Below are 15,587 nucleotides of genomic sequence, written 5' to 3'. Positions count from 1 at the left end.
TTTTTCCTGCGTTGCTATGTCCCGTTCCGCCTTCCGTGCTCATCTAATTCCTACGCTCAGCCTGGCGTACCCCGTTATGCTAAGCCAGCTGGGCCACGTGCTAGTAAACGTGTGCGACAGTATGGTGGTGGGCCAAACCGGTAAGATTCCGCTGGCGGCCGTATCGTTGAGCGTAAACGTGAGTACGGTGGTGATGATGCTGGGCCTGGGCACTACCATGGGCATCACGCCGCTGGTAGCCGCCGCCGACGGCCGCCGCGACGTACCCCTGCTGGGCCGGTTGCTGGTAAACGGCGTGTGGCTGAGCGTTCTGGCAGGAATAGTCCTGGCCCTATTCGGCCTGTTGGTTCCCTTCATCTTGCCCCACCTCAACCAGCCCGCCCCGGTAGTGGAGCTGGCCACGCCCTGGGTGCGCGTGATGTTCCTGTCCTTTCTGCCGCTCATGGTATTCCAGGGCTTTAAGCAGTTTGCCGAAGGGCTGGGCCTCACTCGCCAGGCCATGCTGCTGTCGGTGCAGGCCAACGTGCTTAATGCAGTGCTGTGCTATGGACTAGTATTCGGGAAGCTGGGCTTGCCAGAAATGGGCATGATGGGGGCCGCCTGGGCTACTTTTATTGCCCGCGTACTCATGGCCATACTGATGGCTGCCTACGTGCTGCTGGCTGTGCGCCTGCGCCCCTACCGCCAGGCGGCCGCCCTCAACCTGCTGCCCGATGCGGCGGGCTTACGCCGGCTGCTGGGCCTGGGCGCACCCATTGGAGTGCAGATGACCTTTGAAATGGGGGCTTTCAGCTTTGCCGGCCTGATGATGGGCTGGCTGGGCATTACCCAACAGGCCGCCCACCAAATTGCCATTAACGTGGCTTCAGTTACCTACATGGCGGCCAGCGGCATTGCCGCCGCCGCTACCATTCGGGTGGGCAAGTACATGGGCGCGCAGGATGGGGCCGGGGCCCGACAGGCGGGTTTCATGGCCTACCTCATCACCTTCGCCTTTATGAGCCTGATGGGGCTGGTGCTGATTCTGGCCCGTCACCATATTCCGCAGTATTACAACCACGACCCGGCCGTGGTGAAGCAGGCGGCGGGGCTGCTGCTTATTGCGGCGGCCTTCCAGATTTCGGATGGTGTGCAGGTAGTGGGTCTGGGCGCCCTGCGCGGCCTGGAGGACGTAAAAGTACCCTCGGTGGTAGCCCTGCTGGCCTACTGGGTTGTGGCTCTGCCCCTGGGCTACGTGCTGGGCTTCCGGCTGGGCTGGGGCGCTACCGGCGTGTGGATAGGCTTACTCACTGGCCTTACGCTGGTAGCGGGCGTGCTGCTGGTGCGCTTCCGGAACCGCCGCATAGGGTTGCCGGCCTCAGTGAACGAACCCGCCCTGGCTGCACGTTAAGCGCCTACCCGGCCGCTGGTCTGGTTGTTGCTCCTTTGCTCCTACGTCTGACTTTGCCTTCTACCTGCTCACTTGTAGCGCCGCATGCTGTTTTCTCTCGCCCCGCTCTGGCTGTTTAGCCTGTTATCTGCCTCAGCTGCCCCAACTATTGCACCGGCCCAGGCTCCGGCCAAACTGCCTCCCCTGGCCTGGAGCGCCAACCGCCCCCTCACCTGGGACGACTTTAAGGCCCGGCCCAACACCGACCGCCTGGAGGCCCTTACCTCCTCCACTATTGACGCCAAGGTGGGCTGCGTTGATTACCAGTTTTCGGCGCAGGTGAAGGCCGTTTTCACGCCCTCCGAGTCGTGGGTGCGCAACGCGGCCCGGGCCACGCCGGCCCTGCTGCGCCACGAGCAGCTACACTTCGACCTGACGGAGCTGCACGCCCGGTTGCTGCGCCAGAAATTCAGCCTCCTGAAGCTGGATTGTGAGCACCTGCAGCCGGCCTTCGGCAATATCACCAAAGCGGCCTTTCTGGCCTGGCAGCGCGAGGAAGCCCGCTACGACCAGGAATCCAACCACGGCCTCAACACGGCCCGCCAGCAGGCCTGGGAGCAGCAGGTGCAGCAACGCCTAGTACAAACCCAGGCTTTTGCGCTGCAGTAGGTAAATGAGTAAATGAGCGAATAAGTGAGTTTTCTTATTCGGATTAGGGTCTGAAGCCAGGCATTAGCCAGCTTCGCAACTTGGGGTTGTTGCTCGGGTGATGCATATTGCCGCGTCCGCGTCACTGGCATAGCGGCTTCACTCATTCGCTCATTTACTCACTTACTAATGCTCACCTGGGCTGAATTTGAACAAGTAGATATCCGGGCCGGCACTATTCTGGAGGCTCGGGAATTTCCCAAAGCCCGGCGGCCGGCCTACCAGCTGCTCCTGGATTTAGGCCCGGAAATCGGGCTCAAGAAGTCCAGCGCCCAGATAACCCACCACTACACACCCGCCGAATTGGTGGGCCGGCAAGTGCTGTGCGTCGTCAACTTTCCCCCCAAGCAAATTGGCTCGTTCATGTCCGAAGTGCTGGTTACCGGCCTACCCGATGCTGAGGGCCACATCGTATTAACCGCCCTGGCCGGCTCCGTACCCAACGGCAGCCGCCTGATGTGATTTAGTGATTTAGCGACTTAGTGAGGTTGACGTTCTGTTTGCACCATCTATGAGGATTGAACGTCAACCTCACTAAGTCGCTAAATCACTAAATCACCATTTCACCTCACGGGTGCGGAGGCGGGGTGCTGGACGTGGTGAGTTTCACTTCGCGCAGGGACAGGCTATCCACCACGGCAGAGTAGATATTGTCCAGGTCTTTGTCGTGGGTGGCGTAGTAGCGGTAGCTCTGCACGAAGGTGGAATCGTCGATTTCGTGGCGCCAGTACAGATCCTTCTGGGCCTGACGAAACAGGGCCCGGGAAGAATCCTGGGGTAGTGCAGCCGCTTCGGTGCGGGCTTCCAGCAGGTGCAGCTCAATGAGCAGGCTCACCATTTTATCCTGGGGCAGCAGACGGGGCGGCACCGGCACTTCCTCGGGTTTCTGGCAGGCCGTAACTACCAGAGTCAGCGCCGTTAGGCAGGTTAGTACGCGGCGGGAATATCGTTTCACGGTAGCAAAGTTAGGAGGAAGCCGTAGTTTAGGCGTAATGAAACCTGCCGATTCGCCCTTCCAGCAACTTGTGCGCAAGCTCCGCCAGATGGAAATCCGCATCCTCAAGGCCGTGGATGCGCAGTTGCAAGGTGATTTTCATTCCGTATTTAAAGGCACCGGCCTGGAGTTCGACGATGTGCGCCTGTACCAGTACGGCGACGAGGTGCGGGCCATCGACTGGGCCGTATCCAGCAAAGGCCACGGCACCTTCGTAAAAACCTACAAGGAAGAACGAGAGCAGCAGGTAGTGTTATTGCTTGACGTAAGTGCCTCCCAGCAAGTAGGTGCTGAAGGCCGCCGCAAGCTGGATGTGGGCCGCGAAATTTGCGGGGTGCTGGCCCTGGCCGCCGCCCGCCAGGACGCCCAGCTCGGCCTGCTGGCCTTTTCCGACCAGAAAGAGTTTTATCTGGCGCCCGGCAAAGGCACCCGCCATGCCTACGCCCTTATCAAGCGGCTGTTTGCCCTGGAGCCGCGCAGCCGCCACACGGCCGTGGCGGCGGGCATCAAGCAGGCCCTGGGCCTACTCAAGCGCCGCACCATTGTACTGCTGATTTCTGATTTTATTGACACTGACTACGAGCGGGAGCTGACCATGCTGGCCCGCAAGCACGATTTGGTGGTGCTGCAGCTGCTGGATAAGCGGGAGCAGGAGTTCCCGCCCCTGGGTATTATTCCGCTCCACGACCAGGAATCGGGCCGCACGGTGTGGGTGAACACCTCCTCGGCGGCTTTCCGGGACCGGTACCGCGCCACCTATGAGCAAAACCGGGAACAGATTGGCCAAATCTGCCGCCGCCACCGCACTGAATACCTGTCCATTGCCACTGATACTGACTTCGTGCCGCAGTTGGTGAACCTGTTTCGGCGGCGTAACCAGCGGGGGGGCCGTGGCTGATTTCCGTAGTAGCTCCCGCCCGACCCTGGCAGCGGTGGTGCTGGCCCTTGCCAGCCTAACCACCGCTGCCCAAACTCCACCAGCCGACAGTCTGCCGCGGGGCCGCTTTCAGCGGGCCGGCGTGCGCGTGGGCGAAGTGCTGGAGTATGAGCTGACGTATGAGCATGCGCCGGAGCTGGCTGTCATCTTCCCCGATTCGGCGGCCAACTTCGCCCCCTTTGAGTATGTGGACCGCCGCTACTCGCCCACCCGCACCCGCCAGGGCCGCAGCCTGGATCGGGCCGTGTACCGTCTGCGCACGTTCAGCCTCGACTCGGTGCAGGTGCTCAGCTTGCCCGTAACCCTGCTGCGGGGCCGCGACACGCTGCTGCTGCCCACTGCCCCAACGCGAGTGCGGCTGTTGCGCACGGTAGCACCTACCACCGTGGTGGGGAGCGCGCCGCAGCTGCGCCAAAACGTGCGGCTGCTGCCCGTAGAGGCCCGGTTCAACTACCCGTATTGGCTGGCGGCTCTGGCGGGTTTGCTAGTGCTGACGGGCGGCTTGGTGCTGGGGTTCCGGCGCAGCCTGCGGGGCCGTTACCGCCGCTACCGCCTGCGTAAAAACCACGCGTACTTTCTGGCCCAGTATGCCCGCCACATAGAGCGTTTTACCCTATCCCGTTCCCTTACCAACATGGAGCGGGCCATTACGCTCTGGAAAAATTACCTCTCCGCCCTCGAAGACAACAACATCAGCAGCCTGACCACCCGCGAAATTGTGGCCCATTACCAGGACGATACCGACGTGAGCCTGGCCCTGCGCCTGGCCGACCGGGTTATTTACGGCAACCAGGTTTCGGAAGATGAATCGGAAACGGACCTGGCTTTTGTGCTGCTGCGCACCTTTGCCGAGCGGCAGTTCCAGAAGGTGTATGCCGTGAGCTAAAGCCCTTCGGCCGTTTTGAGTGCAGGCCGGAACCCGGGTGAAGTACTACATAGCAACCCTAGGCGCTTCCACTCACCCGAAACGGCTGCCTAGGTGCTGGCCTTCCCCTGCCTTACCCGGAGAAACTGTGCTACCCGGGAAACTGCTTACTTTTGGCTTCTTCTCTTCCCAAGTTGCATGCTCTGGCCTACTGCCCTGACTTCTTTCCTGGATAGTGTGCGCTACAGCACCCTGGCCGGCTACAGTTGGGAGCAGCCGCGCCTGCTGCTGCTGCTGCCACTGGTGCCGTTGCTGTTTGTGCTGCGCTGGGTGCTGGCGCGCCGCCGCCGCTCCCGGCTGGGAGTGGCCTTCGTGGCCGGGCAGCTCCCCCGCGACTGGAGCACGGTGCTGCGTTTTGTACCAGATGTGGTGCTGGCCCTGAGTTTGAGTTTCGGGATTGTGGCCCTGGCCCGCCCCCAACGCACCGACGAGCGAGTAGTGCAAACCGGCCAGGGCATTGACATTCTGCTGGTGCTGGATGTATCGGGCTCCATGGAGCTGCAGGATTTGCGCCCCAACCGTCTGGAAGCAGCCAAGCGCGTGGCCCGCGAGTTTGTGGATGGCCGCCGGGGTGACCGAATCGGGCTGGTGGTATTTGCCGGCGACGCTTACTCCCTGGCCCCCCTCACCACCGACTATGACCTGCTGCGCGACGATTTGCAGGGCCTGCGCCTGGGCATGATTCCGAATGATGGCACGGCCATCGGCACCGCCCTGGGCGTGGCCACCAACCGCCTCCGCGACTCCCGCTCCCGCACGAAAGTCTGCATTTTGATTTCGGATGGCGAAAACACAGCCGGCTCCCTTGATCCGCTTACCTCAGCCCAGCTGGCCCACGCCTACGGCCTGAAGATTTACACCATTGGCCTGGGCCAGGATGGGACTGTCCCCTACGGCACAGATGCGGCCGGCCGCCCGCGCTACGTAGAAACCCGCCTCGACGAAACCACCATGCGCCAGATTGCCCAGGCCGGCGAGGGCCGCTTTTTCCGGGCCACCGACAACGCCGGGCTGCGGCAGGTGTTCACTCAGATTAACCGCTACGAGAAGTCGGAAATTAAGCAGAACCGCTACCGCAACACCCAGGATTATTACCGCGTGTATCTGGTGTGGTGCGTAGGGCTGTGGCTGCTGTGGCTAGGACTTAAAAATACCTTTCTCACCAACGCTCTGGAAGATTAACTTCGTGATTCAGGAAAATATACACCGCATTCAACAGCAGCTTGCCGGTACTGCCGCCCGGTTGGTAGTGGTTACCAAAACGCACCCCGTGGAGCGCCTCCAGGAAGCCTACGAAGCCGGGGCGCGCATTTTTGGCGAAAACCGGGTGCAGGAAATGGCGGCCAAGCAGCCCGAGCTACCCGCCGACGTAGAGTGGCACCTCATTGGGCACCTGCAAACCAATAAGGTCAAATACATTGCCCCCTTCGTGCACACCATCCAAAGCATCGACAGCCTAAAGCTGCTGCTGGAAATTGAGCGGCAGGCAGCTAAGCACAACCGGATAATTGAGGGGCTGCTCCAGTTTCATATTGCTGATGAGGAAACCAAAACCGGTCTTTCTCTGCCCGAAGCCGAGGAAATGCTACGTTCTGAGGAGTTTCGCGGCCTGCACCACGTGCGCCTTACGGGCGTAATGGGCGTGGCCACTTTCACCGATAACGAAGACCAACTGCGCCGGGAATTTCGGGCGTTGCGCGGCTACTTCGATAAGCTCAAAGCCCTGTGCTTTGCTGATGACGCAGCTTTCCGGGAGGTTTCCATGGGTATGAGCTCCGATTATGCCCTGGCCCTGCGGGAGGGCAGCACGCTAATTCGGGTGGGCAGCGCTATTTTTGGGGCCCGCTAACGGCTGTTTTTGGTTGTTGGGTTTTCGTTGTTGGGCCGCTACTGCTTTTCAACGGATAACCAGCTTACGCGCCTCAGGCCGCTGAGAAATCAACCACCACTAGGCTCAAAAAACCAGAAACCAACAAAAAAAACCACCCATGACCGCACGCCTCGTTCTTCAACTCGCCGCACTACTGGGCGCCCTCAGCGTGGGCATTGGGGCCTTTGCCGCCCACGGCCTGCGCGCTATGCTCACTGCTTCCAGCCGCCTGGAAACCTTTGAAACGGCCGTGCGCTACCAGTTTTATCACGCGCTGGCACTGCTGGCAGTGGGCGTGCTCTGGTACGTGAAGCCGGAGCTGAACCTGGGCACCGTGGCCTGGCTGTGGCTGGGCGGCATCCTCATTTTCAGCGGTTCTCTGTACGTATTGTGCCTCACGGGTGTCACCAAGCTGGGGGCCGTTACGCCCATCGGCGGGGTGCTGTTCATTGCCGGCTGGATAGTCCTGCTGCTGGCGGCCCGCCAGTTGTAAAAGCGCAGCCCTCAACACATATAAAAAAGCGGCTTACCAATGCTGGTAAGCCGCTTTTTTGTTTACTGATCCTAGGATCAGCAACTACTAGGAAGCCTTCTTCTTGGCTTTGATTTTGTTGTCACCAACTTTCACTTTCTGCTTAGCGTCTTTTCCGTCAGCGGATGCATCTACATCAGTAGCTGCGGGGGCCGCCGAAACGGTAGCGCCGGCTTCTTTCACATCACCAACCAGGGCCACCATAGCGTTGCCAGCGGCTGAGTTCGACTCCACCGTCAGTACTTTGTTCTGCATGCCGAACTTACCGGCCGAGTTGAATTTGGCCGTGATAGTACCCGACTTGCCGGGCATTACTGGCTCCCGCGTCCACTCGGGGGTAGTGCAGCCGCAGCTTACGCCGATATTGGAAATGATGAGCGGCTGAGTGCCTACGTTCTTGAACTTGAACGTATGCTCTACCACGTCGCCGGTTTTGATGGAGCCGAAGTCGTACTTCATTTCCTCAAACTGGATTTGCGGGCCGGCCACTTTGGTTTGGGCATTGGCCGGTTTTACGGCGGCCGTCTGGGCCTGAGCCGCGAGGCCCATCACCGACAGCGACAGAGCCAGAAGAAGCGCTTTTTTCATGAGTTGCGTGCGTTAAGAAGTAAGCAAAAATACGAGTTTGAGCTGCCCGGCCAAGTTGCGTGCCAGTTTTCCCCGTGGCGCGTGCGGGCTGCGTGAAGCGTAACGCACACGCAGCCAATTTGGGTTCTACTTTCGTGCTAAAACGTTGTCATTCCGGACGAAGCGAGGAATTCAGGGTTGCGCTGGGCTGCTGATCTGGCCTGCTCAATTCGTCCGGAATCCTAGCTATTCTTCAGCAGCATCTCCAATCAGGTTTTTGTTGAAGTTGAGCAGAAACAGCTTTTCTGAAGAGCGGGTAACGGCGGTGTAGAGCCAGCGGGCAAACTCGGAGTTTACCATGTCCTCCTTCAGAAAGCCGTGGTCGACGAATACGGCCTGCCACTGCCCGCCCTGCGCCTTGTGGCAAGTGAGAGCGTAGGCAAATTTCACCTGCAGAGCGTTCAGAAACGGGTCTTTGCGCAGGGCGGCGGTGCGCTCCTTCTTGGTTTCAAGGTGGGCATAATCGGCGCTGATGGCCTCGTAGAGGGCCTTGTTTTGGTCGGCGGGCAGGGCGGGGCTTTCGGTGTGCAGCGTATCCAGCAGCAGCTTGATTTCCATGTCCGGCTCATCGGGGTAATCAACCAGCCGCACGCGGGCATCGGCAAAGCGGAAGCCAAATTCCTCGGTAGTCCGCAGAATTTTGACCACTTGCACAAAGTCGCCGTTGGCCAGAAACCCGATTTCCGAATCCTTGGGCAGCCAGTAGTAGTTGTTGCGCACCACCATCAGGTAGTCGCCCGACTCGATTTCATCCTCCGCCTCAAACAGAATGCGCCGGATGTACTGGTTGTACTGGTTGGCGTTTTTGTTGGAGCGGCAGATGATGGTGCTGTTCTCGTGGCCGAAGTTCTTGTAGGCCCAGCGCAGCCCATCCTCCAGCTTGTCGCCGCCCATGGAGAAAATATCGGGGTAGCCTTTGGTGAAAAACTGAATGACCGGCTTTTCCTCCCGCAGCTCCTCCCGCAGCACCGTGGCGTTCATCAGTATCCCCGACGACTCGGCCTGGCGCATTACCTGGCGCAGCTCCACGGAGTACACCTCGGCCCGGAAGCGGTGGCGCAGCAGTTCGGCATCGAGGGCGGGGCTGAGCAGCTGGCCCACTGGCGGCAGCTGGGCTGTGTCGCCGATGAGTAGCAGGCGGTTGGAGGATTTCTCGAACACGTAATTCATCAGGTCGTCGAGCAGGCCATTTTCTCCGAAAGCCTTTTCGTCGGAAATCATGGAAGCCTCATCCACAATGAACAGCGTATCCTGGGCGCGGTTGGGCTGGCGCTGAAACGAGAGACCCTGGGCGGGTGAGCCGCTGGTTTGGCGGTAAATTTTTTTGTGAATGGTGCTGGCAGCTACGCCCGAGTAGGTGCTCATTACCTTGGCCGCCCGGCCAGTGGGCGCCATCAGCACATATTTGCGGCCCATTTGGTGCAGCCACTGCACCAGGGCACTTACCACGGTAGTTTTGCCGGTGCCGGCGTAACCGCGCAGCACAAAGGCTTTGCGTCCCGGCAGCGCATCGCCCAAAAAACCATCCATCTGCCGAAACAGCGTGGCCTGGTCCTGGGTGGGCTCGTAGGGGAAATAGTCGCGGACGGAAGGAGTTCGGAGGGAAAGCATAGCAGGGTATTCAGCAAGAACAAAGCTACGCCGCTTTAGGCTCCCGAGGATGCATCTGCGTACGTGTACTTGTTCAGGCGGCGTAACTAGCCCGGATTGCAGAAAGCAGAACCGCTACCCCCACTACTCCGTGGGCAGCGTGATGATGAACTCCGTGCCTTGCCCCGGCTCGGAGGCCACGCTGATGGTGCCGCCGTGGCTGTGCACAATATCACGGGACAAGGACAGGCCCAGGCCGGTGCCTTCGCCAAGGGGTTTGGTAGTGAAGAAGGCCTCGAACACCTTGCGGCGCACCTCCTCGGGCATACCGGAGCCGTTATCGTGCACGCGCACCTGCACCGCGCCAGGCAGCAGGCGGCTGTCAATGCGCACTTGGGGCTGGTAGTTAGTTTCACCGGCCTGCTGGCGCTGTGCTACGGCATAAAAGGCGTTGGTGAACAGGTTGAGCAGCACCCGGCCCATATCAGGTGGCACCACGGGCACGGGCGGCAGGCCGGGGGCCAGGTTGGTTTCTACCCCTACCGCGGCGGCGGAGGTCTGGAGTTCCTGGTGTTGGCGGGCCAGCTGCAGGTACTCCAGTACCAGGGCGTTCAGGTCGGTAGAGGTGCGCTGGGTGGTGCCCGTGCGGGCGTGTTCCAGCATATCCTTAATGATGCCCGAAGCCCGCATGCCGTGCTGGCTGATTTCCTGCAGGTTTTGCCGCAGGCCCACTAGAATCTCATGTTCCAGGGCCGGCGAATCGGGCTGGTGGTCCATATTGTCTACCAGAGAGGTGCTCACCTCGGCAAACCGCTTCATGAAATTAAGCGGGTTCTGCAGCTCGTGGGCAATACCGGCTGATACCTCGCCCACGAAGGCCCATTTCTCCGACTGTACCAACTGGTTCTGAGTTAACCGTAGCTGGGCCAGGGTGCGGCGGTTGGTTTGCAGTTGGCGGTACACCAATATGCCCAGACCCGAAATCAACACCAGTGCCACCACGCTCAGCAGCAGGAGTTGGTTACGCTGGCTCAGGCGCAGGGCCTGCACCGTTTTTTCGTGCCGCAACTGGGCAATCTGGGCTTGTTGCGCTTGTTCTATTCGTTCGCCCTCGTACTGCGCCAGTAGGTTGCTGCCCTGCATACGGTTCAGAGTGTCCTGCAGCGCCAGGTAGGCCAAGCTGTAGCCCTGGGCCTTGGCGGCTGAACCGTGGGCAGCCTCAAAGCGCACCAGCTCCCGTAGGTATTTGGGCCGCAGCATCTGAAAGTTGGCGGCGGTGGCCAGGGCGTAGCCTTTTCGTAAGTGCTGGGCGGCTAAGACGTAGTTCTGCTGGGCGGTATAGTAGCGGGCCCACGTGGCATCCAGGGTAAACTCGCCAGGGCGGCCGGTAATATCCATCCGCAGTGAGTCGGCAAGCTGTTGAGCCCGGGTGAGCAAAGGAAGGGCGGCCGGGCTCTGCCCCTGCGCCACCAATAGCTGGCTTTGCAGCACCAGGGCATAGGCCGTATAGATGCCGGAATTCAGGGAGTCGGCCCGGGCTGTACGCAGGGCTTTGTTGATGTACTGCGCGGCGGCGGGCAGGTCGTGCAACTGCAGGTACAGGTTGGCCACTGCATGCTCCGAGTAGAAGCGCTGCAAACCTGCAATCTTGGACTTATCGTTCCAGCGAGCAGCTTGGCGCAGGTAGTACAGGGCTTTCTGCGGGTTGCCCCACTCGGCGTATGTATTGCCGGCCACCATCAGCTCGTTGCTGTACATGCGGCGGTTAAATTTCTGCAGCAAATCGGCCGCGTGCAGGTAGTGGCTGATGGCTTGGTTGTAGTCGCCGCGGTGGCGGTAGGTACCTCCCAGCACCACGTAACAGGCGGCTTCATTCTCACGCAGCCCTTGTACCTGATACTGCAGCAGCTTGCGCTTGAAGTAAATAAACCGTTTATCGGAGTCGTGCAGCTTGTTATAGATGGGGGCCAAATCCATCAGCAGAAAAGGCGCGGCCTGCCCCGACTCGTCGAACAGCTCAATAGCTTGTTGCATGGCGGCCAGCGCCTCCGTATACTGCTCGCGCTGCCACAAGCGCAGGCCAGCCTGCATTTCCTGGTAAGGTGCGGCGGTGGGAAGCTGCTGGGTGCGGTCATTCAGGCGCAGCAGCTCGGCCAGCATTTGGGTAGCCTGCTGCCGACGCACTGGCTCGGAGAATTCCGTAATGCGGAGCAGATGAGCCAGCCGGGGCACCCGGGCCGTATCGGCCGATTGTTGCTTTACTGCGTGATAAAGGGAATCATAATCGGCGTTCCAGTACTGGCGCTGCGCCAGCGCCGGGCTACTGAACACCAGTACTAGTAATAGCACGCTAATCCATTTCATACCTACTTAATTATGGCCTAAAAAGCCACACGTATAGTCCCAAGGTGAGAAGAAAATAGCAGATTTCAGTACCTACATATAAATCGGTTAAACGGGTGGCTCGACTACGGCCATAGTGGCCGTGGCTTTGGCAATCAGCAGTTCATCACACCACACTTCGGCCTCGCAGAAGTGGAGGCGCCGGCCAGCTTTCAGCACCCAGCCCACAGCCCGCAGGCGCTGCCCAACTCCGGGGTGAAGGTAGCTGGTTTTTAGCTCAACCGTAACTACGCCCGTACCTTCGGGCACCAGCGTAACGGCCGCAAACCCAGCTGCCAAATCGGCCATGGTAGCTACCAACCCCCCGTGGGCAAAACCCACGTGCTGCAGGTGCTGCTGCTGCAACTGCAACTCAGCCTCCACGCGCCCCTCCTCAATCCGGGTGAGGTCGGCCCCGATATGGTGCATGAAATGTTGGCGGGTAAGCTTGCGGCGGATGCGGGTCTCCAGGGATTCAGCAGTCATATGGCAGTAAAGTTAGCTAGGCTGTGCGGACATTAAGCAAGCCTATATAACGCCACGTCATGCTTCGCCTCCGGCTCTGCAGGACGTTCCGCTTAGTGGTAAGAAGCGTGACTGTCCACACAGCCTAGTGCGCAGCTAGAAGCTAGGCCCCAGCCGGAAAGGAATGCGGGAGCCAGGAGGCAAAAGAGGTTGCGGATAATTTCTTACCTTCTGACCGGCCTCCTTCCTCCTGTAGCCCAGCTTCTTCCTTCCTAGCTCCTCTTCCATGCCTTATCTTGATTATCTACTAGCTGGTGCCCTTGGCCTGGCGCTGGCCGCGTGCTGCGGCTTCCGGGTATTTGTGCCGCTACTGGCGGCTTCTCTGGCCTACCGCACCGGCTACCTTACGCCCGCACCCGGCTTTGCCTGGATGGGCAGCTGGCCCGCTGTGGCGGCGCTGGGCACCGCCACTGTAGCCGAAATTCTGGGGTATTACATTCCGGTGGTGGATAACGTGCTGGATGCCATTACCGGCCCGGCTTCCTTTATTGCGGGGGCAGTACTCATGACCTCCGCCCTGCCTGATATGCCGCCGATGGTGCGCTGGGGGCTGGGCATTTTGGTAGGGGGCAGTACGGCGGGTATCATTCAAACTGGCACCTCCCTACTGCGCGCCGGCTCCACGGCCACCACGGCTGGCCTGGGCAACCCCGTGCTGGCTACTCTGGAAAACCTGCTGGCCATTGTGGGCTCCGTGCTGGGGCTGCTGGTACCCGTGGTGGTAGCGGCCCTGGCCGTGGGCATGGTGCTGTGGGTGCTGAGCCGGCTACGGCGCTGGCGCCAACGGCGGGCGGCCCGGCGGCAGGCCCACCTAGCGGGCCTGCGTACTACACCCGGCTAGGCTGCGTTTGGAAGGAAGCTTGTAGTTTTAGCCCCCGGACAACTTTCTTCCATGCATTTTTCCAACGCCTCCGCCCCCGACTCCCTATTACAGGCCTACGCCGGCGTAGCTCGGGTGCGGGTGTGCGGCCTGCTGGTGCAACAAGGCGCGCTGCTGCTCACCGCCCACCGTGGTCTGCTCCCCAATAACCTGCCGTTCTGGTCGCCGCCTGGCGGGGGGTGGCAGTTCGGGGAAACCCTGCGCCAGTGCTTGGAAAGGGAATTCCGGGAAGAAACCGGGTTGGCTGTACACACGGGCCGGTTTCTGCATCTGCATGAGTTCAACAGTCCGGGTTTGCAGGCGCTGGAGCTATTTTTCGAAGTGCAGCCCCAGCAGCCCAACCAGTCTCCTCAGTTGGGCCAGGACCCTGAGCATACCCCTGATGCCCAGCTGCTGACCCACTTGGAGTTCGTTACGCCCCGCCAGCTAGGCCAACTGCTGCCCACGCAAGTGCATCCCGTGCTGCGCGACATTATCAGCACCGACGACGTATTCATTCCCCAAATACGGTTTCAGTAGGCCTCGCTTTCGTACCTTTAGAAGCCCAAAAAGCGGTTCAATGCCGCTCCGGCCGTTTTTTCTGCTTGCCTGATTCCCGCTGCCTATGTCCACCGCTCTTGCCCCGATGCCTCCGGTTGCCCTGCACCGCCTGCGCGACGAAACGCTGGACCTCCAGAATCCGGCGGCGTACAACCTCTACCTAACGGCCGGGCCGGCCGGCCTGCGCCTGGGGGTAGCCGACGCGCGCCGCAACAAATTCGTGGCGCTGGACGAGTATGCCGCCCCTGAAGCCGACACGTCATTAGCGGCCCAGATACAAGCCCTGACCCCGGAGCACGATTTGCTGAATGTTTCGGGCTGGAACCGGGTCCGGCTGGCGGTACAGAACCGTGCCTTCACCCTACTGCCGGCCCCGCTGTTCCGCGCCGGCGACGAGGCGGCCTACCTGCGCCTGCACCACGCCTTCAGCCCCACGCAGGAGTCGGTGCACCACTACACCCACGCCGGGCTGGATATCAGCAGCGTATTTGCCGCCGATGCCCAGCTAACTTCCTGGTTTGCGCAGCAGTACCCCACCGGCCGCCTCGTGCATCAAACCAGCGCGCTGCTGCAGGGCGTTACGCACCAGAGTGAGCCAGGCGGCGCGCGGCGGGTGTACCTGAGCATTGGGCACCAAGAGGTTACCGTACTGGCTTTGCGCGGCAAGCAGCCGGAGTTTCTGAACGTGTTTCCGTTCGGTACCCCCGAAGACCTCATTTACTACACCATTCTGGTCATGCAGGAGCTGCAGCTCAACCCCGACCAGGATTTGGTAATGGTGTGGGGCGACCTGATGCACGACTCTGAATTGTTCACCATTCTGCGCAAGTACATTCGCAACCTGCGCTTCGGCAACCGGCCCTTCGATGTCGGCTACAGCTACCGCCTCAACGACCTGTTTGAGTACCGGTATTTCGAGCTGTATGCCCTGCACCTGTGCGAGTAAGTTGTACTAGCGAAGTGCGGGAAGTAGCTGAAAGTTAGCCGATTCAGCTACTTCCCGCACTTCGCCATGCGCCCATTTATCCATTTACCCACTGCTCCATGCGCGTTGCTTTGTTTCCGGGCTCCTTTGACCCCTTCACCAATGGCCACCTGGATGTGGTACGGCGCGGAGCGACCCTGTTCGATCAGGTTATCATTGCCATCGGTAACAACAGCAGTAAGCAGCGCTACTTGCCCGTGGAGCAGATGATACCCCTGATTGAGCACGTCTTCCAGGATGAGCCCCGGGTAATCGTGCGGTCGTACAAGGGCCTCACGGCCGATTACGCCCGGGAAGTAGGCGCTAAGTTCTTACTGCGGGGCTTGCGCAACACCACCGACTTTGAATACGAAAACACCATTGCGCAGGCCAACCGACACGTAAATCCCGAGTTGGAAACCGTATTTCTCATCACCTCCCCGGTGCTGGCCGCTATTAGTAGCACCATCATCCGTGAAATTCACCGCTTTGGTGGCAACGTGGATGATTTTGTGCCATTCTCCCTTCCTGCTCCCCCGCAGTTGTAGGCTAAAGAATCCGCACCCAGAGCAGACGCGGGGGGGGGCGGGGGGGGGGGGGGGGGGGGGGGGGGGGGGGGTGGGTGGGGGGGGGGGGGGGGGGGGGGGGGGGCGGCGGGGGGGGGGGGGGGGGGGCGGGGGGGGGGGGGGGGGGGGCGCGCGCACCCCACACCCCCCCACCCCCGCAGGCCCAGCGGACAAAAAA

General features: G+C 60.6%; 17 protein-coding genes. 12 read left to right on the top strand and 5 right to left on the bottom strand.

Annotation, left to right across the window (positions count from 1 at the left end; translation table 11 throughout):
• Positions 1-16 precede the first annotated feature (16 nt).
• The 3 genes from ABIB60_RS22085 to ABIB60_RS22075 all read left to right on the top strand — a co-directional run bounded on the left by ABIB60_RS22085 (position 17) and on the right by ABIB60_RS22075 (position 2,539).
• A complete protein-coding gene (locus tag ABIB60_RS22085) occupies positions 17-1,390 on the top strand; it encodes an MATE family efflux transporter (protein WP_354582503.1) in 1,374 nt (457 codons plus the stop codon).
• Positions 1,391-1,474: 84 nt separating this feature from the next.
• Positions 1,475-2,038 (top strand): DUF922 domain-containing protein, encoded by a 564-nt coding sequence (locus ABIB60_RS22080; RefSeq protein ID WP_354582502.1) that lies wholly within the window; start codon positions 1,475-1,477, stop codon positions 2,036-2,038.
• 168 nt (positions 2,039-2,206) lie between these two features.
• Positions 2,207-2,539 carry a tRNA-binding protein gene (locus ABIB60_RS22075; protein WP_354582501.1) on the top strand — a complete coding sequence of 111 codons (333 nt, stop codon included), beginning with the start codon at positions 2,207-2,209 and terminating at the stop codon, positions 2,537-2,539.
• 106 nt (positions 2,540-2,645) lie between these two features.
• Here the strand turns inward: ABIB60_RS22075 and ABIB60_RS22070 are convergent, their stop codons facing one another.
• Positions 2,646-3,032, bottom strand: coding sequence for a DUF4296 domain-containing protein (locus ABIB60_RS22070; protein WP_354582500.1), 387 nt, complete (start codon positions 3,030-3,032; stop codon positions 2,646-2,648).
• A 37-nt stretch (positions 3,033-3,069) separates the two neighbouring features.
• On the opposite strand from ABIB60_RS22070, the gene ABIB60_RS22065 reads away from it, so the two are divergent.
• The 5 genes from ABIB60_RS22065 to ABIB60_RS22045 all read left to right on the top strand — a co-directional run bounded on the left by ABIB60_RS22065 (position 3,070) and on the right by ABIB60_RS22045 (position 7,296).
• Complete coding sequence (locus ABIB60_RS22065; protein ID WP_315999752.1) at positions 3,070-3,969, top strand: DUF58 domain-containing protein; 900 nt, start codon at positions 3,070-3,072, stop codon at positions 3,967-3,969.
• Positions 3,962-4,894: a hypothetical protein gene (locus ABIB60_RS22060; RefSeq protein WP_354582499.1), complete on the top strand. Its 933-nt coding sequence runs from the start codon at positions 3,962-3,964 to the stop codon at positions 4,892-4,894. The genes ABIB60_RS22065 and ABIB60_RS22060 overlap by 8 nt, the downstream gene beginning before the upstream one ends.
• Positions 4,895-5,071: 177 nt before the next feature.
• The gene (locus ABIB60_RS22055) at positions 5,072-6,115 is read left to right on the top strand and encodes a vWA domain-containing protein (RefSeq protein ID WP_354582498.1); all 1,044 of its coding nucleotides are present in this window, start codon (positions 5,072-5,074) and stop codon (positions 6,113-6,115) included.
• Between the two features lie 4 nt (positions 6,116-6,119).
• Positions 6,120-6,782 carry a YggS family pyridoxal phosphate-dependent enzyme gene (locus ABIB60_RS22050; protein WP_354582497.1) on the top strand — a complete coding sequence of 221 codons (663 nt, stop codon included), beginning with the start codon at positions 6,120-6,122 and terminating at the stop codon, positions 6,780-6,782.
• Positions 6,783-6,921: 139 nt separating this feature from the next.
• Entirely contained in the window at positions 6,922-7,296 is a 375-nt protein-coding gene (locus ABIB60_RS22045) for a DUF423 domain-containing protein (protein WP_354582496.1), read from the top strand.
• 87 nt (positions 7,297-7,383) lie between these two features.
• Here the strand turns inward: ABIB60_RS22045 and ABIB60_RS22040 are convergent, their stop codons facing one another.
• The 4 genes from ABIB60_RS22040 to ABIB60_RS22025 all read right to left on the bottom strand — a co-directional run bounded on the left by ABIB60_RS22040 (position 7,384) and on the right by ABIB60_RS22025 (position 12,420).
• A complete protein-coding gene (locus ABIB60_RS22040; protein WP_354582495.1) occupies positions 7,384-7,923 on the bottom strand; it encodes a DUF1573 domain-containing protein in 540 nt (179 codons plus the stop codon).
• Between the two features lie 225 nt (positions 7,924-8,148).
• Complete coding sequence (locus ABIB60_RS22035; RefSeq protein WP_354582494.1) at positions 8,149-9,573, bottom strand: ATP-dependent DNA helicase; 1,425 nt, start codon at positions 9,571-9,573, stop codon at positions 8,149-8,151.
• 123 nt (positions 9,574-9,696) lie between these two features.
• Positions 9,697-11,916 (bottom strand): ATP-binding protein, encoded by a 2,220-nt coding sequence (locus ABIB60_RS22030; RefSeq protein WP_354582493.1) that lies wholly within the window; start codon positions 11,914-11,916, stop codon positions 9,697-9,699.
• Positions 11,917-12,003: 87 nt separating this feature from the next.
• Positions 12,004-12,420, bottom strand: a complete 417-nt coding sequence (locus tag ABIB60_RS22025; protein ID WP_354582492.1) for a PaaI family thioesterase — start codon at positions 12,418-12,420, stop codon at positions 12,004-12,006.
• A 265-nt stretch (positions 12,421-12,685) separates the two neighbouring features.
• Here ABIB60_RS22025 and ABIB60_RS22020 point away from each other — a divergent pair, with 265 nt between their 5' ends.
• The 4 genes from ABIB60_RS22020 to coaD all read left to right on the top strand — a co-directional run bounded on the left by ABIB60_RS22020 (position 12,686) and on the right by coaD (position 15,391).
• Positions 12,686-13,300 (top strand): DUF4126 domain-containing protein, encoded by a 615-nt coding sequence (locus ABIB60_RS22020; protein WP_354582491.1) that lies wholly within the window; start codon positions 12,686-12,688, stop codon positions 13,298-13,300.
• Between the two features lie 51 nt (positions 13,301-13,351).
• Positions 13,352-13,858, top strand: a complete 507-nt coding sequence (locus tag ABIB60_RS22015) for an NUDIX domain-containing protein (protein WP_354582490.1) — start codon at positions 13,352-13,354, stop codon at positions 13,856-13,858.
• Between the two features lie 85 nt (positions 13,859-13,943).
• Positions 13,944-14,825: a DUF3822 family protein gene (locus ABIB60_RS22010; RefSeq protein WP_354582489.1), complete on the top strand. Its 882-nt coding sequence runs from the start codon at positions 13,944-13,946 to the stop codon at positions 14,823-14,825.
• A gap of 98 nt (positions 14,826-14,923) precedes the next feature.
• Entirely contained in the window at positions 14,924-15,391 is a 468-nt protein-coding gene (coaD, locus tag ABIB60_RS22005; RefSeq protein ID WP_354582488.1) for a pantetheine-phosphate adenylyltransferase, read from the top strand.
• Positions 15,392-15,587: the final 196 nt, after the last annotated feature.

This window comes from Hymenobacter sp. UYP22, from assembly GCF_040547285.1.
Classification (GTDB): domain Bacteria; phylum Bacteroidota; class Bacteroidia; order Cytophagales; family Hymenobacteraceae; genus Hymenobacter.
Note: the sequence above shows the minus strand (reverse complement) of the source record. Positions and strands in the feature narration are given on the sequence as shown.